Genomic DNA, 20,560 nt, shown 5'->3' on the forward strand with positions numbered 1-20,560 from the left:
GTCTCGTCTCGTTTCGTTCAGGAGAAGCCTCGGTGCTGATGCTTGCTGCTTGTGCGTTTGATGGCCTTCCCGCGTTTCGCGGCCCGCCGGAGATGATTGCGAGCCCGAGCGCGGATATTAGACTCATCGAATTTTTGCCGCGATATCGAATAGCATTAAATTTGTGGCGAAGTTGTAAAGAGGATTGGTGTTATTTATCTAAAATAAAAAAATGTAGGAATGTTTAAGCCTGGCTTTGTATTTTCTTAATTTTGTTTGAGGATGGTAGGCGGGATTGCTTTGCCGGATGGATCGGGATCGGCATTTTTCGGACATGTTTTGATGAGGTGACTGGTGCTGTCTGCGGAAATTTCGCAGTTGTTGGACGCCGCGTTTCCTTTAGCTTTGCAGCGTGCCGCACGAACTCGGCAGACAACGGTTGCTAAGGGACATCTCATGATCGAAGACAAGCGCGTTGCCACGGAAGTCTCTAACAAATTGATCGAAGCCAACTGCGCCATCATCGACGCATTAAAGCTGGTTGAAGAGCTTTGCCCGAACCACGAAATCGAGCTCTTCCGACCCGAAGCGGCGAACGCAGCCGGACACTTATTCGCGCTCGTGCTCAGACCTCTGTGGCAACGCCACCCCGACCTCGCCCCCAAAGGTCTGGACATGTCACCGCCCACGCCAGGTCGCAAAGGACAGCCCCCTGCTCAACCATGAGCCGCAAGCCGATTCCCCTTCCGCATCAACCGCTTGCCTTCGATGTCCGAAGGTTGTCCACAGGCTTGCGAACAATTTAGGTGGACAAGTTTCGCGACGCCGCCCATCCCGCCTTCAGGAGATCAAACGAAGCGCTCCTTCCTGCAAAACCGGCCGTCAAATTGCCGTGCCGTCACCCGCCCCAAAGGTTATCCCCGTTTTTTGTTCAGAAGCCTGTGGACAACCTGAGCACATCGCACCCAACTCATTGAAGCGACGGCTCAATCCTCCTTCGGTTCAGCCACAGGCACGCGCCCGTCCCTGTGATAAAAAGTAACTCCCCCGCCATTCGCCGAGGCCGCGCATGTCTCCCGTCATGGGCTTCAAACTCGTCCTGTTGTCGCTCGTCGCGATCATCGGTCTCGAACTGCTGGCGCGGCGTCTGCGTCTGCCGCCCGCCGCCGCGCTGCTGGTCGGCGGCGCCGCGATGGCCTTCGTGCCCGGCCTGCCCGCCTTCAATCTCGATCCCGAACTGGTGCTGATCGTCTTCCTGCCGCCGCTGCTCATGGACGGCGCGTACTTCTCCGTCTGGGACGAATTCAAGCGCAATCTCGGCGGCATCCTGCTGCTCGCGATCGGCGCCGTCGCGTTCACGACGCTCGCGGTCGGCGTCGTCGTTCACTGGGTCGCGCCTGGATTGCCATGGGGCGCCTGCTTCGCGCTCGGTGCGGTCGTCTCGCCGCCCGACGCGGTCGCCGCGAAGGCGGTGCTCGAACGCGTCGCGCTGCCGCGCCGCCTGATGGTGCTGCTCGAAGGCGAAAGCCTGCTCAACGACGCCGCCGGCATCGTGCTGTTCCGCTTCGCCGTGATCGCCGCGCTGACCGGCGCGTTCAGCCTGCCGCACGCAGCCGGACAGTTTGTCGTGCTGGGGTTGGGCGGCGTCGCCATCGGCGTGGCGATCGGCTTCGTGCTGGTCAAGCTGCTGCGCTATCTCGACGACGGCTACCTGATCATCACCGCCGCAACGCTCTCCGCGTGGATCAGCTACATCGCCGGCGACATGCTGGGCGTGTCCGGCGTCATCGCCACCGTGAGTTGCGGAATGATGCTCGGCTGGCATCAGCACGAGATCTTTTCGGCGTCGGTCCGGATGCGCGGCACCGCGTTCTGGCAGGTCGTGATCTTTCTGATGGAAGCGCTCGTGTTCATCCTGATCGGGCTGTCGCTGCGTGGCGTGATCGCGCGCCTGGGCGGCGTCGGCGACACGCTGGTCGCGCTCGCGCCCGCCGTCGGCGCGGTGCTCGCGGCGGTCGTGCTGTCGCGCTTCGTCTGGGTCTTCGCGGTGGAGTGGCTGAAAGCGTTGCTGGGCAAATTGACACGACGCGCAGACAGCACGCCCGACTGGCGTTCGGCCACCGTCACCGGTTGGGCCGGCATGCGCGGCGTGGTCACGCTGGCCATCGCGCTGTCGCTGCCGGAAGCGATGCCCGGCCGCGATCTGATTCTGGTCGCGTCTTTCGCGGTCATTCTGGTGACGGTGCTGGGTCAAGGCACGACGATCGGCGCATTGATCCGCTGGGTCAATCCCGATCACGCCGCCGAGCGCAACGCACGGCATCTGACCGAGCCGCAGGCATGGGCGCGTCTCGAAGCGGCGCAACTCGCCGCCGTCGTGCCGCTCGCGCACGGGCCGGACGGCAGCGTGATTCATCCGCGCCTGCTCGAGCAGTACACCTATCGCGCCAACATGACCGGCGCGTATCAAACCGAAGCCGCCTATCCCGCCGATGTCCGCGCCGCCCACTACGACGTCGTGCTGGCCGCCGTGGCCGCCGCGCGCGTCGAGTTGCTACGGCTGCACCGCAGCGGCTTGATTCACGACGAACTCCTCACGGTTCTCGAACACGATCTGGATCTGCAGGAGATCGCCGCGATGCATGGCAAGGGCTAATCAACGCGCGCGTGACCTCCGCCACGCGCGCACTCCGACGCACTGCCTCGATCTTCAATGGCCTTTGAAGAGATCGAGAAACTGGTTTTGCACCAGCATCATCTCGTGCGTATGCTTCATCTCCATCTGCGCCATCGCGTCCTGATACTCCATGTCCATCTGCATCATTTTCTGTTGCAGCGTGATGGCCTGCGTGCGCTGCTCAGGCGTCAGCCTGTCGATCATCATGCTGTAGTTCGGTGGCATCAGATACATGCCGGCATGCCCGATTCCCTGTGCGTGCGCGGCCCCGACGGTGAGCGCGATGGGCAACAGACAGCACATCACGGCGGCTCGAATCGATTTCATGTCATCTCCAGTTTCATGCCGGTGCCCGCGCTTCGATAGCGGGTCACGCAGCGACGTTCAAACGCCCGGATGCGGCGGGCAGCGGTCGATCCACCGCCTGCGCAGCATCCGGCCACGAAACCCCCGGGGCTGGCCGCCCTGCACGATCGTCCGGTTGTTTCGTGGATTTAGTCGCCGGCGCTGACTGGAAATGACACGTCTACCCGAAAATAATCGGGCCGCCCCCCGCGTTAGTCCTTCCACGACGAACCGAGAATCATCGTGCAGAAATTCTCGCGATGGTAATGCGGGTCCTTCAGCGCCAGCACGTCGGCCTTGACGTTGCCGAAGGTCGTCTCCGGCTTGTGGATCGTGCCGCACGCGAACGCGTCGATAATGCCTTCCTTGAAATGCGCGCCGCGCGGATGCGCATGCGTGACCTCGTGGCGCTGCTGTTCGCTGAACTCGTCGTACGCGAGGCCGAGCACATCCATTTCGACGCCGGCTGTCACCAGCGCCACCACCGGCTTCATATGCTGCGGAATGCCGGGCGTGGTGTGCAGCGCGATCGAATTCCACACCTGATCGATGTCGTCCTCGCCGATGCCGTGCCGCCGCAGAAAATCGCGCGCGGCGTTCGCGCCGTCCACTTCGAAGCGGTCATGCTGGCTGCTATACGGCGCGACGAGCCCCATGTCGTGAAACATCGCGCCGATGTACAGCAGCTCCGGGTCGTACTTCAACTGCTTGCGCGCGCCGGCCAGCGAGCCGAACAGAAACACCCGGCGCGAATGGTGGTACAGCAGTTCGGTTTCGGTATCGCGCACGAGTTGCGTGGCTTCGCGCGCCATCATGCTGTCGGGAATCGTGATGCCTGCGATCGTGGTCATATGCGGTGCTCCTTGAATCGGTCGAGTGAAGAACGGGATGCGCTTTGCCGGCGTCGCGGCCAACATCGCCTTTGTCGGCGAAAGCGCGTTTGGTATGCTGGTTCGCGATGCGGTTGCGGATGCCGTCGGCGTCGCGCCCGGTGAAACCAGTATTGGCCAGCGCGCGTTCACGAACAATCGCCGTGGACCGTTGAAGCCTGCCAATCGCACCGCGTTGACTGCCGTGGGCCTCGCACACCGAACGCCATTGCGTCGCCACGTCTTCAGGCCGCGTGCCGTCCCTCGTCTTTCGTCAAAGGAAGTCTTTCGATGCCCACCGTCGCGATCGCGATCTTTCCCGGCGTCCAGGCGCTCGACGTCGCCGGTCCCGTCGACGTTTTCTCCGAAGCGAATCGCTTCGTCGCGCCGCATGCGCGCTACGAAGTCACGCTGGTCGGCGCGCGGACGGCGCCGCTGCGTGCATCGAACGGCATGACGCTCGTCGCCGATACGCGCTTCGACGCGGCACGCCGTCCGTTCGACCTGGCCTTGGTCGCGGGCGGCCCAGCGCTACCCGATAGCGATACGCTCGACCCAGGTCTGCTCGACTGGCTGACGAACGTCGCCACGCAATGCGGCCGCTACGGTTCGATCTGCACCGGCGCGTTCGCGCTCGGCCACGCGGGGCTGCTCGATGCGCGCAACGTGACCACGCACTGGCAGCACGCCGCGCAACTCGCGGCGCGTTTTCCGCGGGCGCGCGTCGACTTCGACCGGATCTATCTGCGCGATGGCGCGCTCGTGACATCGGCGGGGGTGACGGCAGGCATCGATCTGTCGCTCGCGCTGGTCGCCGAGGATCACGGCGCGCAGACCGCGTTGCAGGTCGCCAAGCGGCTCGTCGTGTTCGCCCAGCGCCAGGGCGGTCAGTCGCAATTCAGTCCGTACCTGACCGCGCCGGCCGACGAGACGTCGCCGGTCGCCAGGGTCCAGGCCCACGTGATGGAAAGGATTCGCGAGAGCTTCACGGTCAAACAACTCGCGGACGTCGCGGGAATGAGCGCACGCAACTTCGCGCGCGTGTTCGTGCAGGAAACGCAGGTGACGCCGCATGAATTCGTCGAGCGCGCGCGCGTGGATGCGGCGCGCAAGCTGCTGGAAAGCAGCGGCGCGGCGCTCAAGGCGATTGCCTACGACTGCGGTTTCGGCACCGCCGACCGCATGCGGATCGTCTTCACGAAACGCATCGGCGTGACGCCGATGCAATATCGCGAGCGCTTCCGCTCCGGGTGAGCGAAACACGCTGCCGCGCACGGGCAGCGCGGCGGAACGGCAGAACTTGCGCATGAGAAAATAGCCACCCCGTCTCTCTTTGCCACCGACCAAGGAACGCCATGACCACCTCGACTCCGATCCGCGCCATCGTCACCGGCCACACTCGCGGCCTGGGCGCCGCGCTCGCCGAGCAACTGCTCGCGCGCGGCATGGCGGTGCTGGGCCTGTCCCGCTCGCGCCACGCCTCGCTCGGCGCGCGCTTTCCCGCGTTGCTGGAAGAAATCGAACTGACACTGGACGACCCGGCGCGCGTCGCGCAATGGATCGCGACCGACGCACTGCGCACCTTTGTCAGCGGTGCGCAAACGGTGCTGTTGATCAATAACGCGGGCACGGTGCAGCCGATCGGTCCGATCGCAGGACAGGACGCGGCGTCGATCGCGACCGCGGTCAGCCTGAACGTCGCCACGCCGCTGATGCTGGCAAGCGCGCTCGCGGCAGCCGGCGAAGACGCGAGCGACCGGCGCATCGTCCATATTTCGAGCGGCGCGGCGCGCAATGCGTACCCAGGCTGGAGCATCTACTGCGCGACGAAGGCCGCGCTCGATCATCACGCGCGCGCCGTCGCGCTCGACGCGAATCGCGCGCTGCGCATTTGCAGCCTTGCGCCAGGCGTGATCGATACGAACATGCAGGCGGAGATTCGCGGCAGCGGCGTCGAACAATTCCCGATGCGCGAGCGCTTCGAAGATCTCAAGCGCAATGGCCAACTGGCGACACCCGAGCAATGCGCGACACAGTTGCTCGATTACGCGCTCAGCGACGCGTTTGGCCAGACGCCGGTGGCCGACATTCGCGAGATCGCGAAAGCGGATTGAGGAAGGGGGCGAAGGCTGAGTGAGGTCAGCGGCGCATTGTGGCCGCTTTTTCCGTGCTCCCGAAAAACCTCACCTTTAGCCATTGAATGCAGCTTACGGCGGGTGATAGGCGTTACCGCCGCCAGATCATGCGCTCAAATATCCGGCCTATCCGGCTCGACGTTCGGACCATCAGGCCATCACGCCGCGCTCGGCCGCGCCGATCTCGCCGTGCGGCACGAACACATAGCCGCGTCCCCACACGGTCTGCACATACCGCGGTTCCGACGGATCGATCTCGATCAACCGGCGCAGCCGCCAGATCGAGACATCGAGACTTCTCCCCTGATGCACGACGCTATTGCCGCGTAGCTGCTCGTTGAGCTGCATGCGCGTGAGCACCGTCATCGCGTGATTGACGAAGATCTTCAGCAACGCGAACTCGGAGCTACGCAACGCGAAGCGCTCGTTGTCGCGCTGCAATTCACGCGCGGAAAAATTCAGCTCGCAGCGGCCGAAGCGATACGGCGGCCGCGTTTCCGGCGCGCCTGGCGCGAGCGCGCCGCGTCGCCGCAGCAGCACGCGGATGCGCGCGAGCAGTTCGGCGGGATCGGCGGGCTTGCTCATGAAGTCGTCGGCACCGAGTTCCAGGCCGATCACGCGATCGATCGCCTTGTTGCTCGCCGACAGCAGAATCACCGGCACGTCGTTGCCGCTCATGCGCAGATCGCGCAACACCGCGAGACCGTCGCCGTGCGGCGCGGAGATGTCGAGCACCAGCAGGGCCGGCCGCTCCATCTCGACCACCTGCTTGAGTCCCGCCCCCGGCGGACGCGCGGATACTCCGCAGCCCTGTCCACGCAAGGATTCGCCCACCAAGGCAGTCAAGCCGGCATCGGCGCCGACGAAGAGAATATGCTGGCTCATCCAACTGATTCCAGGAGACGATCGTTTTTTCAGAGACTGAGAGTCCGGCTCGCAGATAGGACGGAGCCGCTGACCTTGTCGTCCGCGTCGCCATCTTCCCTGTTTGGGGCTCATCTCAAATCGGGGAACAACCCCCAAGGTTGGCAATTTCTTCCCAACTCTTTCAATCTGAAACGTGATATGGAATCGGCCGTGCAAATCACCGTCGGCGCGCGCGACGCACTCCCGAAAATCCTCACCTTTGGCACGAAGCGGCGGGGCTTGCTCGCGAGAGCTGATGCGAACAACTCCCGAAAACTCTCACTTCAAGCGTCGGATGGCAAGCCGCAAAGGCATGCTGGGCGTGGCACAACCGGGTGAGAACGGGGGGCTCCCGCAAACCCTCACCTTTCGCGCGAGGGCGGGTAATTTGCATACCCAGGTAAGCGGCGGAAGCGGGAAAACGGCAACGTGTCGCGCCAATTGCGCGCTGGATGCGGTGATACAGGCTCGGCGCGCGGAGATTCAGGCGCCGGCGATCGGGATAGGGAGGACGATTTGCGGCCCGCACCACCGCCATGACGGTAAGGTGAGGCGTGAAGGATGGGCGCGGCTCACGGATGGCTTTGCGCCATCAGCTCCCGAATATCCTCACCTTTGACGCCGCGAGGACATTCGGCAGCCCGGCCGCCGCCGAGGGCGGCCGGAAACTTCGTTCAAGACATCAGAACTTGTGACGGATGCCGACCACTGCCAGCTCCTGACTGCTGGTGCCCGAGTTCACGCCGAAACTGCCGATCGACGCTTGCGCGTTCACCACCTTGCCGCTTCCGTTCAGCGTGTTGCCGCTCGCCTTCTGGTAACCGGCCAGCGCGTACAGATCGGTGCGCTTGGACAGCGCGTAATCCGCACCGAGGTTGACCTGATTGTAGTGAGCCGAACTCGGGCCCGTCAGCGACGTGTAGTTGTAGCCCACGCCTGTGCGCAACGCCGGGGTGATCTGATAGTTGAAGAACACCGAACCGTTGTTGAACTTGGCCGTGCTGTGATACGCGGAGAACGCGTCGGTCGCGTACTGCGTGTTCGAATACGCCGCGCCGATGGTGGCCGCGCCGATCACGTACTGACCACCTACGCGCACGATCTGAATCGACTTCGCGCTGGCGAAGCCCGAGTTGATGACCGTGTTGAACAGCGTGTCGGAGCTGCTGTTCCACGTGCGCACGTTGTTCGTCGTCGTGTTGCCGCCGTTGGCGTAGAAGTAGCCCGCGCCCAACGACAGCGGACCGTTCGCGTAGGCCGCGCCGAAGCTGTAGGTCTGGCCATTGCCGGTTGCACCCGCCACGCCGCCGACGCCGTACAGCGCTTCGACCTGGAAGCCGGCGAACAGCGGGCTCACGTACTTGATCGAATTGCTGACGCGCAGGCTGTTGTCGTAGTTATCCAGGTCGCCCGGCGACGCGAAGGTGCCGCCGAAGTAGTTGTCTTCGGTGAGGCCTTGCACGAGGTCGACGATCGGATCGTACTGACGACCCAGCGTGACCGTGCCCAGCGTGCTGCTCGACAGACCGACCACCGCCTTGCGGCCGAACTCGCGGCTGCCCTGACCAAGCGTACCGGTGCCGACGTTAAAGCCGTTTTCGAGCTGGAACACCGCTGCCAGACCACCGCCCAGATCTTCCGTGCCCTTAAGACCCCAGCGGCTGCCGGAGACGTTGCCGCTGCTGAACTTCACCAGCGTCGACTGATTCTGGCCGCTCGCGCTTTGTGCGTTGTGCACATAGGCGATGCCGGCATCGACGAGGCCGTACAGCGTGACGCTGCTTTGTGCGTAGGCGCCGCTGGCGAGCAGGGCGGCAGGGAGGGCGAGGAGTGCAAGACGCTTCATGATTCGAGTTCCCATATCGGTGTCTAGTTGTTGAAAACTGGCGCAACGATACGAGACAGGGGCGTGTCAGCAAACTAACTAAATCTTCGATTCATATGCTCTTGACGGCGGCGGGGGAGTTTGCCGCATCACGCGGGCAGGCGGCGTTGGTGTAACGTTGGCGCGGCATGTGTGCGGTATTCGCGCGCCGCTCGCTAACCGGTGCGGTCTCAGGCCGGCACGGCCGACTGTTCCGACAGCGCGTATTTCGACGACGCGAGCACGTCGGCCGGCACCGCAACGTGTGCCCGGCGCAACAGCGCGCCACGGCTGAACATCAACAGGTCGCCGGGCCGGCAGGCGGTCCACGCTTCGTCGGTCAGCGGCGTCGTGGCGATCACCGCCGTGCGATCGGTGGGCGTGCCGCGCTCGGCGAAGTCCACGCTGAGGTCGCCGTCCACCAGGCGCGCGCTCGAAAACGGCCAATGGCGGATCACATACGACAGACGCGTCGAGCAATACGCGAATTGCACGCTGCCGTTCGACAACACGAAGTTGAAGATGCCGAAGGTGTTCAGCGCGCGCGTCGCGTCCTGGATGACGGCGAACAGCGCGTCGGCGTCGTCGGTGCGCGCTGCGGGGTGAGCGGCGAAATGCGCGTACAGACGGTTCATGACGAAGCAGAACGCGGCCTCGCTATCGGTGGTGCCGACCGGCGCATAGGGGCCGGCTTCCGGTTCACCGAGCGGACGCAAGTCGCCGTTGTGCGCGAACACCCATTGCTGACCGCGCAACTCGCGCATGAACGGATGGCAGTTCTCCACCCGCGCGCCGCCCTGGGTCGCCTTGCGAATATGCGCGACGACGTTGCGCGACTTGATCGGATTGCGTTGGAGAAAGGTCGCGACCGGCGACTGGCAGGCCGGTTTGTCATCGACGAACACGCGGCACGCGCGGTCCTCGTAGAACGCCACGCCCCAGCCGTCGACATGATGGTCGGTGAGACCGCCGCGCGCGGCGAAACCGGTCAGCGAGAAACTGACGTCGGTGGGTTCCGCGCAACTGAGGGCGAGCAACTGGCACATGTCCGGTCTCGTCCTAGGCGGACCGCGCCGGCGCGTGCATGATGTGCGGCGACGACAACCACGCGAGCACGTCTGCAACCGCCGTTACGGCGCCGGCCTTGTCTGCGGTCTTGGCGGTCATCACACGTCATCCCCGGATCGTTCATGTTCCTGGGGAGACTAACGTGTTTCGGCGACCGCCGTTATAGCGAATCGTGCTTTGCAAATGAACGGCAAGCGGCTCCCGAAAAACCTCACCTTTGGGGATAAGGGGCGTCTTCGGTGCGCTCAGGCGCCGCCGGGCGCGGGTCAGCCGGCCAGCTTGCGGAACGTTTCCAGCACCGCATCGCCCTTGAACGGCTTGACGATCCAGCCTTTCACGCCGGCCGCCTTGCCGCGTTCCTTCATCGCCGGGCTGCTTTCCGTCGTCAGCATGATGACGTTGACGGAGGTGTTCGCCAGTTCGCCACGGATCTTCTCGACCATCGTCAGGCCGTCCATGTTCGGCATGTTGACGTCGCTGATCACCAGCTTGATGCCGGGGCTGCTCTTCAGTTTGGCGAGGCCGTCCTTGCCGTCCACCGCCGTGTCGACGTCCAGACCATTCTTCTTCAGGAAGCCGGCCACTTCGTCGCGCACCGTGCTCGAATCATCCACCACCAGAATTTTTGCCATGTTTTTTCCTTTGACAACACTCAGAACAGATCCAGTTCGCCTGCTTCGACCATCGCGCCGACGTCGTCGGCGACTTCCTTGAAGTCTTCCGGCGACCAGCTCAGGCTGAACACGAAACGTTGATGCAGCTTGACCGAGCGGCCCGATTGCGGGTCCTTCAGCCAGTACATGAAGCACAGTTGCGGATTGCCGGTGCCGAACGAGATGTACTTGTGCTTGTGATTCACCAGCAGGGGCACCTGCACCTGGCTGCGCGACCATGCGTCGGCGTCGCCGACATAGCGGTTCTTGAACGACCCCCAGATCAGGTTTGTCACTTCGCCGAGCAGGCCGTTCAGATCGCGGAAATCCGCGTCGCTGTCCGGCGTGTGTTCGACCATCCGGTAGCGATCGATCAGATCGAGGATCGGCGCCTCTTCGGCCTGCATCATCATGTAGCCGCGGCACCACGCGCTTTCCAGCGGAATCAGGCTGAACACCTCGCCGAAGATGATGCGGTCGCGCACGATGTACGGCGTATCGCAGGTGATGATCAGATCCTTGAACACGTCGCCGAGAATCGCCTGCGTCATGTCGGCGATGCCGCGCACCAGCGCATTCGGATAGTCGAGGCTGAAGATGTATTCGTCGATCACGCGGCGCAGCGGCGCCATGTCGTGCGCGACGTACGTCGCGCAGATCACGCGACGCAGACTTTCCGGCAGGCTGTCCATGCCGGCGTCGTGCTCGCGCCGCATGATGATCGGCAGCTCCGGGCGCACTGCGTTGATGCGGATCGCGATCTCGGCGCTGGCCTCGGGCGACCCGCCGTAGTTCTCGGCGAACAGCACCGCGCCCAGATCGATGTTCGAGCGCAGCACCGACTGCAAGCGACTCTTGCCGACCTTCACGCCGACCAGATTGTGCTCGTCGCAGAAGCGCTTGAGCGCTTCCTTATGCACCGGACAGTCGTCCAGCACCAATACCTTGCTGACCGGTTTGTTCATGTTCATGTCGCGTTCCTGCTCGCTATCGCGTGGCTTGAGATTCAACTCAAGGGTTAAAACAGTTCCAGCTCGCCGCTGGTTTCCTCGACGGCGCTCGTGTCCGCCACGAAGTCGAGCGGCGCATGCGCGCACACGCAGACGGTGGCGGCCAGTCGCACGTCGCCGTTCAGCGTGATCGCATACGACGACAACAGCGCCGGCTTCAGTTCATGCAGATGCGGCAGGCAGCGCGCGTTCAGCACATAGGGCGTCGACATGCCGAGATCGGGAAACGCGTTCAGCAGTTCCTGATTCATCGCGCCACAGCAGAGGTTGCAGATCTCCAGAAAGACTTCCTGGAACGAACGCTCGTCGGCTTCCTTCAGGTAATAGCCGCGCGCGGCGTCGTTTTCGTCGAAATGCAGGATCAGCAGCATGCGGAACACGATCGACGAAATGGTCAGCACGACCACCTGCGTGTCTTTCGTCGTACCGGCGCTCGCATCGGCGATCGGCACGATCTCGCACGGGTCGCTCGCATCCAGCGGCAGGCGCGATTGCGCCGCCTTGCGGAAAATGCGGTCGAAGCTGTCCCTGGCGTGTGCCGAAATCACGCCGATACCTCGTTCAGCCTCGAATGAAACTGATTGGCGAGCGATTCGACGCTCGCGAGCGATGCCGCGATCATCTTGCCGCCCGCCTGAATGTCCTGGAACGTCGAGGTGGTCGTCAGGTCGTTGCGGTGCAGACTGTCGCGATAGCTCTTCGACAGTTCCTCGGAGCGCGCGGCGAGCGCGCGCACTTCGCTCGCCACCACCGCGAAGCCGCGGCCCGCCGGACCCGCGCGCGCCGCTTCGATCGACGCGTTCAGCGACACGATCACCACGTGCCGCACGATCGACGACAGCTCCTGATTCTTCGCGTGCATGTCGTGGTTCTGCGTCATCAGCGAAATCATCTGCTCGTGCCAGCGCTCGAACGTTGCGCCCAGTCCCTTCAGACGCGCGGCTTCGCCGGCGATGCGCTGCGCCTGCTGCGACCACTGTTCCTTGTCGCCGGCCAACGCGTCGAGCGTGGCGCGCAGTTCGTCGGCGCTCGACGACTGTTGCCGCAACTCGTCGCGCAGTTGCTCCGTCAGCGCCTGCAGTTCCTGCTCGGCCTGTTCCCGTTGGCGCAGCGCGTCGCCGTGGTCCACGTGCTCGGCCGTCAGCGCGTCGATGCGGGCCTCGGCCTGCTCACGCAGACGCGCCGTCAGCTTCGCGCTATGCAGCCGGTGCAGCGCAAATGCGAGCAGCGCGGTAATCGCGCTGCCTGCTGCCGCCGCTATGACATACTGTTGAATCACAACCTTTCCTTCGAGTGCGCCGGGCGGCGCTCAGTGGGCCTACAGCGAGTCTTCGCGTGGCCCTCAATCGGCCCTTAGTCGGCCATCAATCGGCCATTGCGTCGAGTTGCAGCTGGCCGGTTTCGCCGCGCGCCTGCACGCCGAGCGTATCGACCGCGAAGCTGTCCGGCAGGCTGACCACCGTCTGGAATTGACGGAAGGCCGCGCCCTTGTGGTCATCGGTGAAATGCAGTTCGATGCTGCCGTGTTCGCGCTTGAGGAACGCCCGCACCGCGTCCATGCCGACGCCGCGCCCCGACACTTCCGTGACCGTTTCCGCGGTCGAGAAGCCCGGCCGGAAAATGAAGTCCGCGATCGCTTCGTCGCTCGGCGTTTCGTCGGCGCCGATCCAGCCGCGCTCGACGGCAATGCCGCGAATCCGTTCGAGCGCGAGGCCGCGACCGTCGTCGCACAGGGTGATCTGCAACGCGCCGCCGTCCACGCCCACTTCGATATCGATCGTGCCGGCCGGCGTCTTGCCGTGCGCGCCGCGCACGTCGGCGGTTTCGATGCCGTGGTCCATCGAGTTGCGCAGCAGATGCATGAACACGTCGTTCAGCGTGCTGCCGGCCTGACCGCGCAGGCGGTAGCCGTTGTCGTCGATACGCACGTTCGGCGTCAGCTTGCCCAGTTCGCCGGCGAGCGACGGCAGCGAATCCAGCACGCCGGACAGCGCGTCATTCACGCTCACACTGCCGAGCGCGCGCAGCGTGCGGCGCAGCGTATCGCGCATCGACTGCAATTCGTGGAGCGCGTTGCCGTCGATCCGGTCCAGCATGCTCAACGTGCTCTGGATATCGTCCTTCTCGACCATCACGTAACGGCCGGCGTTGCCTGCCTCGTTGGCCAGACCCTTGGTCTTGCGGCCGAGGCTGTGTTCGTTGATCTTCGCGTAGCTTTCGATCGCCTCGCGCACGCGCGTCAGTTCCTGCATCAGCAGATCCTGATCCCATGGCCGGTCCGCATCCGGCTGACGCAGTTCGTGATAGCTCTGCTCGGTCTCGTGGACCACGTTGGTCAGATGCTGCAGGTTATACGTGCGCGCATTGCCCTTAATGGTGTGCATGTTGCGGAACAGTTCGGCGATCGCCGCGTGATCCGCTTCCGAATGCTTGCGGATGATGCGCTCGTTCTCGCTGACGAAAACCGCCGAGCTTTCGATGAAGTGATGGAACTTCTCTTCGCTGACCGCGAGAATCTCGCCGATCATGTCGAGACGGCGGCGCTGTTCGCTGGCTTCGGCCGCGAGCTTGCGCAGTTCGGTGACGTCGCGCACGCACAGCATCAGGCGCACGATCACGTCGTTTTCGTCGGTGATCGCCGACCAGCTCAGGTCGAGGATCTTCACGCGGCCGTCGGCCATGCGCTTCGAAATTTCGCCGACCAGCAGATGCTGGTTGAACGCGAAGTTGATGCAGTCCTCGCCGAGACACGCGTGCGTGGCCGCATCGACTTGCGAGAGTGCGTCCGAGCCGAGATCGGTATCCGCAAACACCAGATCCATCAGATTGCGGCCGGCAATGTCCTTCGTTTCGAAGATGTCTTCGAGATACGCCGAGTACTCCGAGTGGATCACGGCGCCGTCGACCACGGTCAGAATGCCCTGCTGCATGTTCTGCAGCATCGCCTGAATGTCGGCGGTCTTCTGTTTCAACTGCGCGGAGCTTTCCTGGATCTTCTCGATCATGCCGTTGAACGCGACGATCGAATGACCGATCTCGTCCAGGCGGCCGACCGGCACGCGGCGCGTGAAATCCTGGCTCGACGCGATCTCGCTCATCATCGCCTGCATGCGGCTCAGCGGACGCGTGATCTGGCGATACAGCAGCGAACCGATCGACGTGAGCAGGATGATCGCGATGCCCGTCACCGCGGCAATCGCCGTGGTGGTGGTGGAGAGGGTGGCGTTCAGCGACGTGATCGCCTCGTCCTTCTGACGGTTCTTCTCGACGCGCAGCGTTTCGACGATGCCTTCGAGTTCGTCGCGATACTGCGCGACGTTGGCGAACAGATAGGCTTGAGCCAGTTCGTTCTTGCCGTCGGCCTTCATCTTCGCCGTCTCGGCGATCGCGGAGAAATAGTTTTCGAGGCTGTCGTTAGCCTGCGAAACGAGACCTTGCTGCGCGTGGCTCGCGGCGTCTTTCGCCTGCAAGGCCAGCGCCTGCTGCAGCGCGGCTTTTTTCTTCTTCAGCTCGTCCTGCGCCTGCGAGACCATGTTCGCGTCGGGGGCGTAGACCAGCGTCATCGTGGCCAGCTGCACGTCCTTGACTTGCGACACGAGGTCGGCGGAAGCGAGCGCGCTCGGCACCACGCCTTCGGTCACCTTGCGAACTTCGGCGGCACTGCCGCGCGTCTGATAAACGGCGTAGCCGCCGATCGCCGACAAGGCGACGAACATCAAAACAACCAATAGCGTGATGCGATGACGGATAGTCATGTGAACCCCCCGGGGTCTGGCCTTCGCGTCAGCCCTCGAACGGAGCGGCGCGTTTTTGTGCGAAATATGGACTGACTTGTAGCGACGCCGAGTATTGACGATCTTTGTTACTAAGCGATGACTACAGTGTTCTGACGCGCAATAAAGGGGATAAATAAATCGCTAAAGTTTTGGAATGGAAAGCCGTTAATTGTTATCCGCTCATTTTCGCGAGATTGGCGCAGGGTCTTGCTGAGCGGGTTGTTGGGCGGGCGATCGCGGGTGTGGCGATTAGTAGCGGCATATCGCCGCGCTTCTGTTTCAGGAAGCGGATAGGGATTGGCTGAAGAAGTATCGCAAAGGATTATTTCGCCAAATGAGTGTAATGCGCGGATTGCGCGCGTTACACCAAATTTTTCGACGCCTCGCGCACGGTGAGCGGCGACAGGATATCGGCCGACACGGCGAGAAAGCCGCTCACTGCCTGCGGCCGATGCCACGCGTAATCGCGTAGCGCCCAACCGATCGCCTTGCGGATGAAGAAGTCGCTTTCCGCGGCCAGGGCGCGTGCGTAGTTGAACAGGCGCGTTTCGTCGGTGTGATCGCGCCAGCCGAGTTGGTGAATCATCGCGACGCGCCGCACCCATAGCGAGTCGTGTTCGAGTGCCGCATCCATGACGGCTTGCGCTTGCGGCGTGTGACTGCGCGCGGCTTTCAACACGTCGCCGACCACGCCCGCGAGCGGATCGACGCAATCCCACCAGCACGCGCGCTGCACGATCTCCAGCACGGGGGCGATGTCCGCGATGGCGAGGGTCTTCCATTTGCGCGCCAGCAGATCGGTCGCGACGTATTGATATTCGCGCGCCGGGAGAGCCCATACCGCATCGGCGCAGGCGAGCATATGCGCGGCGTCGTCGACCTTCAGTTGCTTGAAGATCGGGAGGACCGCTTGCCTGCGCAACAGCGTGGGGATGCCGAGAAAGTCGAATTGATCCCGCATGTAGGCGCGCATCGCGGGGGCACGTTCGGCGTCGGTGTGCGGTGCGAGTGCGGCTTTGATTTCCTTGGCGAAGGTTTTGGGGGTCATGGCGGGGAGCGCTCCGAGTGTGTTTCGCTGCGAGCAGTCATCGTTGAAATACGGTTGGACCGGGACGACGATTCGACCCGCTTCGGGCTCCCGAATTCTCTCACCTTTGATTTTGAAGTGCGCACACAAGTAGCGATATTCTCACCCGAGCGTCTCCCGAATATTCTCACCTTTGGCGATTCGGCTTCTCTTATCGCTGTATTTCGGCACTTGCCAGGCGCGCATCCCCCTGGAAATCCTCACCATTCTTCGAGCTGGCGAGCTCTCCTGGAACACCTCACCTTTGGCTAAAGTCACGTCATCCCCTGGAAATCCTCACCATTGCGCGGGATGTCGTCGGCTTGAGTCGTTCCCATCGACGTCGATTAACTCTCGTCCGACCTGACGCGCAGACTGTTCAGCAGCGTGTCCCACAGTTGCAGCGCTCCCGCTTCGTCGACCGGCGACGTAGCCTGGCCAGGCGGCAGGTCGCTTTGTGAAGGCGCACCTAGCAGCAGCTCAATCGAGGTATGCGGCTGTGTCAGCGTCGCGGGATTACCCGGCGCCAACAGATAGAAACGGAAGGCCGTGACGGGGCCATCGTGAAGTACGAAGAGAATTTCCTGGGCGTCCATGCCGGCGATTTTGCGTTTGGCTTTGCGCAGCACGTGATAGCTGCCGGGCATGTGATTGAGCCGCGAACTAAGCGCGGAGAGATTCTTGAAGAGCGGTTGGGTCTGGTCTTCGCTATACGCTTCCCGCATTTTGATGAGCAGGAGGGCGGGCCTGCCTGGCATCAGCGCGAATGATTGGCTGACGTCTTCGGGATATGTTGATGATCCAGAGACGATTCCGCCGTTGAAGCAAAAGCCTGGTTCGGTGGGTACAGTCCAGTTGTCGCGGGCTTTGATGCGGCGGTACATGTCCTTATAGATACTCTCCGAGATATCGAGACCGGTCGGCCCAATGCGTCCCGTCGTGTGGAAGAGAGTGCGATCGTAATAAATGTAGCCCTCCGACTCGAACGGCAATTTCACGGACTTTGCCTCTCCCTCCTGATAGATAAAAACCCTTGAATCACTGACGGGCGAGAAGGTTTTTTCCAGCCATGATCGTCCGGTTTTCTCATCGAGTTTGACCGGGTTATAGCGTTGCTTGAGACGCAACTCGCTTTCTCGTGCCTCAACCTTGGCAAGGTAGGTTTCCCTCGCAGTGTTGCGTGTTGTTTCCAGCGTCTCGCCGCGCCATTCGTAGGTCTCATTCGATATTTCGCTCGATGCGGGCCGGTCGAACACAAGGCGACCGATGCACCACGGGCGCAAATTGGATAGCAAGGGATTGTTCGTGACTGGTTCGACGCAGAATGTGGAGGAATAGATGCAAAGACCCGTCAGGAGGGGAAAGAGACGAAATAGGTTATTCATGAGCAAGCTCTCGGGTATCTATGTCGTTCTGAACCAAGGGCGTTCTCTTCTGAAGCTTAAAAGTCCATGAGTAATAGGTTCATTGGACCGCTCTGGATATCCACCCTAGCGCTCCCGTCGCGAAGGTTACGATCGGTTTTCGTTGAGAAGATTGCTAGCGTCACCTCCCTGTACGATACCGCCTACCGTCGTGAGATCTCCCTTTACGATGTCGTAACGTCGCATCATTCGCCTTTTTACACTGCGCCTGGTCTGACACGCAGACTGTTCAGCAAGGTATCCCATAGCTGCAGCGCGCCCGCCTCGTCGACCGGCGACGTTGCCTGATCGGGTGGCAAGCCGCCCTGCGAGGGTGCGCCCAATAACAGTTCAACCGACGTATGCGGTTGTGCCAGCGTCGCAGGATTGCCTGGCGCCAGCAGATAGAAACGGAAGACCGTCACAGGGCCGTCGTGAAGTTCAAACAGGACCTCTTCCGCGTCCATGCCGGCGACCACCCGTTTTCCTTTGCGCAGGATGCGATAGCTGCCGGGCATGCGATTGAGTTGTGCACGTAAGTCGGACAGGTTCTTGGTGAGTGGATGTCCTTGATCGTCATCCATCGAATCACGAAGCTTGATCAGCAACAGTGCTGCTCGACCCGGCATCAGCGCAAACGACTGGCTCACCTCCTCAGTGTGAGTAGACGTCCCCGCGACGATTCCGCCGTCGATGCAGAAGCCCGATTCCGTGGGCACTACCGAGTTGTCCCGCGCTTTGATGCGTCTATAGATGTCGTTGTATATATTTTCAGCGTCGTAAAGACCATCTTCACCAATACCACCGATCGTATGAAAAAGTGTGTGATTTGCGAAGAGATAGCCTTCTGTTTTAAAAGGCAGCGGCACTGCTGCCGCAGCCTCCTGATAGACGAAAACTCGTGAGTTTTCGACGGGCGAAAAAGCTTTCTCAAGCCATGCTTTCCCGGTTTTTACGTCCAGTTTGGCAGGATAAAAGCGTTGCTTGGTTCGGAGTTCATTTTCCCTGGCCTTGATTTTTGCGCTGTAAGTTTCGAACGTCGAGCCGTGGGTAGTCTCCAACTTGTCACCCCGCCATTCGTAGCTCTCATCTGAAATTTCGCTCGAGGCAGGTCGGTCGAACACGAGGCGACCGATGCACCACGGGCGCAAGTCGGATAGCAAGGGATTGTTCGGAGCTGGTTCGATGCAGAATGCGGAAGAGTAAATGCAAAGTCCTGTCAGGAGCGGAAAGAGATGATGGACATAACTCATGGGCAAACTCCTGCGGTGTCTATGCCGTTCTTTGGCCAAACGCGCTCTCTTCCGAAATTGAAAGTGCATGATTGATAGTTTTATTGGACCGCTCTTAATATCCGCCCCAACACTCTCGTCGCAAGGGCCACGACGAAAGCATCGGCGCATACACGTTTGCTAAACGTAGCTACTGACTCGCATCGACTGCCCTCCAGCCATTCTCGTAGCAGATACGGCCACGACCTCACTACACGTCGACGTAAGACGTTTCCTGCGACGGCACAAGATGAGGGTGGGGCGTACAGAGACAAACGCATAAATCATCGCTCAACGCCGCTTGCCGCCCATCCGGTCCTGTCGTGGAAATGCGAGGCCCCTCGCATTTGATCTGTCCCATCGTTTTGCAAACGGGACACCAGACGGGGTCGGTTTCGTATGCTTGCTCCCGGCCGCTGAGAAGATCGTGACCGTCACCTCCCTGTACGATACCGCCTACCGTCGTGAGATCTCCCTTTACGATGTCGTAACGTCGCATCATTCGCCTTTTTACACTGCGCCTGGTCTGACACGCAGACTGTTCAGCAAGGTATCCCATAGTTGCAGCGCACCTGCCTCGTCGACCGGCGAGGTTGCCTGATCGGGTGGCAAGCCGCCCTGCGAGGGTGCGCCCAATAACAGTTCAACCGACGTATGCGGTTGTGCCAGCGTCGCAGGATTGCCTGGCGCCAGCAGATAGAAACGGAAGACCGTCACAGGGCCGTCGTGAAGTTCAAAAAGGACCTCTTCCGCGTCCATGCCGGCGACCACCCGTTTTCCTTTGCGCAGGATGCGATAGCTGCCGGGCATGCGATCGAGTTGTGCGCGTAAGTCGGACAGGTTCTTGGTAAGCGGCTGACTTTGGTCTCTGTCGTAAGATTCTCGCGTCTTCATTAACAGCAATGCGGGCCTGCCCGGCACCAATGCGAACGACTGACTGACATCTTCTGGATATCGTGACGATCCGGTGACGATGCCACCATCAAAACAAAAACCTGACTCGGTCGGTACCGTCCAGTTATCGCGTGACTTAATGCGGCGATACATGTCGTCATAGACGCCTTGGGAAATATCCAGGCCGTCCTCGCCTATGGTGCCGGTCGTATGGAAGAGTGTTTTATCAGAAAGGATGTAGCCTTCAGAATAAAACGGTAACTTAACACCCTTTACTATGCCCTTCTGATAGACAAAGACTCGTGATTCACTGACGGGAGAGAATGCCGTTTCCAGCCACGCGTGGCCAGTCTTTTCATCCAGATTGGACGGGTTGACTCGTTGCTTTGTGCGCAATTCGTGCTCTCGAGCATCGACCTTAGTGCGATAGGCCTCAGTTGACACATCACGAGTGGTCTCAAGTTTCTCCCCTCGCCATTCATAGGTCTGATTCGATAGTTCGCTTGACGCCGGTCGGTCAAACATAAGGCGACCGATACACCACGGACGTAGCTTGGAAAGGAGGGGATTGTTCATCGTTGGTTCCACGGAAGACGCGAAGGAGCAGATGCAAAGACCTACCAGAAGAAAGAGACAGCGACCAA

The 20,560-nt window shown here is 61.6% G+C and carries 19 protein-coding genes and 1 pseudogene; 4 read left to right on the top strand and 16 right to left on the bottom strand.

The features are described 5' to 3' along the window. Nucleotides 1-435: 435 nt before the first annotated feature. Entirely contained in the window at nt 436-705 is a 270-nt protein-coding gene (locus tag LFL96_RS27240; protein ID WP_281003800.1) for a hypothetical protein, read from the top strand. Between the two features lie 343 nt (nt 706-1,048). Continuing rightward, complete coding sequence (locus LFL96_RS27245; protein WP_281003801.1) at nt 1,049-2,635, top strand: Na+/H+ antiporter; 1,587 nt, start codon at nt 1,049-1,051, stop codon at nt 2,633-2,635. Nucleotides 2,636-2,689: 54 nt separating this feature from the next. Here the strand turns inward: LFL96_RS27245 and LFL96_RS27250 are convergent, their stop codons facing one another. Both LFL96_RS27250 and LFL96_RS27255 read right to left on the bottom strand, forming a co-directional pair. Then, entirely contained in the window at nt 2,690-2,983 is a 294-nt protein-coding gene (locus LFL96_RS27250) for a hypothetical protein (RefSeq protein ID WP_281003802.1), read from the bottom strand. A gap of 230 nt (nt 2,984-3,213) precedes the next feature. Continuing rightward, entirely contained in the window at nt 3,214-3,852 is a 639-nt protein-coding gene (locus tag LFL96_RS27255) for an HD domain-containing protein (protein WP_281003803.1), read from the bottom strand. Nucleotides 3,853-4,161: 309 nt separating this feature from the next. On the opposite strand from LFL96_RS27255, the gene LFL96_RS27260 reads away from it, so the two are divergent. Then, nucleotides 4,162-5,124 carry a GlxA family transcriptional regulator gene (locus LFL96_RS27260; protein ID WP_281003804.1) on the top strand — a complete coding sequence of 321 codons (963 nt, stop codon included), beginning with the start codon at nt 4,162-4,164 and terminating at the stop codon, nt 5,122-5,124. A gap of 101 nt (nt 5,125-5,225) precedes the next feature. Beyond that, a complete protein-coding gene (locus LFL96_RS27265) occupies nt 5,226-5,984 on the top strand; it encodes an SDR family oxidoreductase (protein ID WP_281003805.1) in 759 nt (252 codons plus the stop codon). Between the two features lie 171 nt (nt 5,985-6,155). Here the strand turns inward: LFL96_RS27265 and LFL96_RS27270 are convergent, their stop codons facing one another. The 14 genes and pseudogenes from LFL96_RS27270 to LFL96_RS27330 all read right to left on the bottom strand — a co-directional run bounded on the left by LFL96_RS27270 (nt 6,156) and on the right by LFL96_RS27330 (nt 20,492). Continuing rightward, nucleotides 6,156-6,890 carry a winged helix-turn-helix domain-containing protein gene (locus LFL96_RS27270; RefSeq protein WP_281003806.1) on the bottom strand — a complete coding sequence of 245 codons (735 nt, stop codon included), beginning with the start codon at nt 6,888-6,890 and terminating at the stop codon, nt 6,156-6,158. A gap of 703 nt (nt 6,891-7,593) precedes the next feature. Further along, on the bottom strand, nt 7,594-8,757 hold the full coding sequence (locus LFL96_RS27275; RefSeq protein ID WP_281003807.1) for a porin: 1,164 nt from the start codon (nt 8,755-8,757) through the stop codon (nt 7,594-7,596). 209 nt (nt 8,758-8,966) lie between these two features. After that, on the bottom strand, nt 8,967-9,821 hold the full coding sequence (locus LFL96_RS27280; protein WP_281003808.1) for a class II glutamine amidotransferase: 855 nt from the start codon (nt 9,819-9,821) through the stop codon (nt 8,967-8,969). Between the two features lie 288 nt (nt 9,822-10,109). Continuing rightward, entirely contained in the window at nt 10,110-10,475 is a 366-nt protein-coding gene (locus LFL96_RS27285) for a response regulator (RefSeq protein WP_281003809.1), read from the bottom strand. A gap of 20 nt (nt 10,476-10,495) precedes the next feature. Further along, entirely contained in the window at nt 10,496-11,467 is a 972-nt protein-coding gene (locus LFL96_RS27290; RefSeq protein ID WP_281003810.1) for a chemotaxis protein CheX, read from the bottom strand. A 47-nt stretch (nt 11,468-11,514) separates the two neighbouring features. Next, the gene (locus LFL96_RS27295; protein ID WP_281003811.1) at nt 11,515-12,054 is read right to left on the bottom strand and encodes a hypothetical protein; all 540 of its coding nucleotides are present in this window, start codon (nt 12,052-12,054) and stop codon (nt 11,515-11,517) included. Beyond that, nucleotides 12,051-12,785 (bottom strand): methyl-accepting chemotaxis protein, encoded by a 735-nt coding sequence (locus LFL96_RS27300; protein WP_281003812.1) that lies wholly within the window; start codon nt 12,783-12,785, stop codon nt 12,051-12,053. Before LFL96_RS27300 ends, LFL96_RS27295 begins: the two co-directional genes overlap by 4 nt. A gap of 85 nt (nt 12,786-12,870) precedes the next feature. Next, entirely contained in the window at nt 12,871-15,261 is a 2,391-nt protein-coding gene (locus LFL96_RS27305; protein ID WP_281000960.1) for a HAMP domain-containing protein, read from the bottom strand. 382 nt (nt 15,262-15,643) lie between these two features. Then, complete coding sequence (locus LFL96_RS27310; RefSeq protein ID WP_281000962.1) at nt 15,644-16,330, bottom strand: DNA alkylation repair protein; 687 nt, start codon at nt 16,328-16,330, stop codon at nt 15,644-15,646. Nucleotides 16,331-16,695: 365 nt separating this feature from the next. Next, on the bottom strand, nt 16,696-17,733 hold the full coding sequence (locus LFL96_RS27315) for a T6SS immunity protein Tli4 family protein (RefSeq protein ID WP_281000965.1): 1,038 nt from the start codon (nt 17,731-17,733) through the stop codon (nt 16,696-16,698). 144 nt (nt 17,734-17,877) lie between these two features. Next, nucleotides 17,878-17,958 (bottom strand): annotated as a pseudogene (locus tag LFL96_RS37085) (PAAR domain-containing protein); the annotation flags it as partial. A gap of 11 nt (nt 17,959-17,969) precedes the next feature. After that, nucleotides 17,970-19,004 carry a T6SS immunity protein Tli4 family protein gene (locus tag LFL96_RS27320; RefSeq protein ID WP_281000967.1) on the bottom strand — a complete coding sequence of 345 codons (1,035 nt, stop codon included), beginning with the start codon at nt 19,002-19,004 and terminating at the stop codon, nt 17,970-17,972. Nucleotides 19,005-19,233: 229 nt separating this feature from the next. Beyond that, nucleotides 19,234-19,521 (bottom strand): PAAR domain-containing protein, encoded by a 288-nt coding sequence (locus tag LFL96_RS27325; protein WP_281000969.1) that lies wholly within the window; start codon nt 19,519-19,521, stop codon nt 19,234-19,236. Nucleotides 19,522-19,532: 11 nt separating this feature from the next. Beyond that, entirely contained in the window at nt 19,533-20,492 is a 960-nt protein-coding gene (locus LFL96_RS27330; RefSeq protein WP_281000971.1) for a T6SS immunity protein Tli4 family protein, read from the bottom strand. Nucleotides 20,493-20,560 lie beyond the last annotated feature (68 nt).

The sequence above is a fragment of the Paraburkholderia sp. D15 genome (assembly GCF_029910215.1).
In the GTDB taxonomy this organism is placed as follows: domain Bacteria; phylum Pseudomonadota; class Gammaproteobacteria; order Burkholderiales; family Burkholderiaceae; genus Paraburkholderia.

Coding starts and splice junctions, on each gene's coding strand:
- LFL96_RS27275 (WP_281003807.1), bottom strand. CDS start 8,757: ATGAAGCGTCTTGCACTCCTCGCCCTCCCTGCCGCCCTGCTCGCCAGC.
- LFL96_RS27260 (WP_281003804.1), top strand. CDS start 4,162: ATGCCCACCGTCGCGATCGCGATCTTTCCCGGCGTCCAGGCGCTCGAC.
- LFL96_RS27255 (WP_281003803.1), bottom strand. CDS start 3,852: ATGACCACGATCGCAGGCATCACGATTCCCGACAGCATGATGGCGCGC.
- LFL96_RS27240 (WP_281003800.1), top strand. CDS start 436: ATGATCGAAGACAAGCGCGTTGCCACGGAAGTCTCTAACAAATTGATC.
- LFL96_RS27320 (WP_281000967.1), bottom strand. CDS start 19,004: ATGAGTTATGTCCATCATCTCTTTCCGCTCCTGACAGGACTTTGCATT.
- LFL96_RS27250 (WP_281003802.1), bottom strand. CDS start 2,983: ATGAAATCGATTCGAGCCGCCGTGATGTGCTGTCTGTTGCCCATCGCG.
- LFL96_RS27265 (WP_281003805.1), top strand. CDS start 5,226: ATGACCACCTCGACTCCGATCCGCGCCATCGTCACCGGCCACACTCGC.
- LFL96_RS27315 (WP_281000965.1), bottom strand. CDS start 17,733: ATGAATAACCTATTTCGTCTCTTTCCCCTCCTGACGGGTCTTTGCATC.
- LFL96_RS27270 (WP_281003806.1), bottom strand. CDS start 6,890: ATGAGCCAGCATATTCTCTTCGTCGGCGCCGATGCCGGCTTGACTGCC.
- LFL96_RS27310 (WP_281000962.1), bottom strand. CDS start 16,330: ATGACCCCCAAAACCTTCGCCAAGGAAATCAAAGCCGCACTCGCACCG.
- LFL96_RS27330 (WP_281000971.1), bottom strand. CDS start 20,492: ATGAACAATCCCCTCCTTTCCAAGCTACGTCCGTGGTGTATCGGTCGC.
- LFL96_RS27305 (WP_281000960.1), bottom strand. CDS start 15,261: ATGACTATCCGTCATCGCATCACGCTATTGGTTGTTTTGATGTTCGTC.
- LFL96_RS27245 (WP_281003801.1), top strand. CDS start 1,049: ATGTCTCCCGTCATGGGCTTCAAACTCGTCCTGTTGTCGCTCGTCGCG.
- LFL96_RS27285 (WP_281003809.1), bottom strand. CDS start 10,475: ATGGCAAAAATTCTGGTGGTGGATGATTCGAGCACGGTGCGCGACGAA.
- LFL96_RS27325 (WP_281000969.1), bottom strand. CDS start 19,521: ATGCGACGTTACGACATCGTAAAGGGAGATCTCACGACGGTAGGCGGT.
- LFL96_RS27280 (WP_281003808.1), bottom strand. CDS start 9,821: ATGTGCCAGTTGCTCGCCCTCAGTTGCGCGGAACCCACCGACGTCAGT.
- LFL96_RS27290 (WP_281003810.1), bottom strand. CDS start 11,467: ATGAACATGAACAAACCGGTCAGCAAGGTATTGGTGCTGGACGACTGT.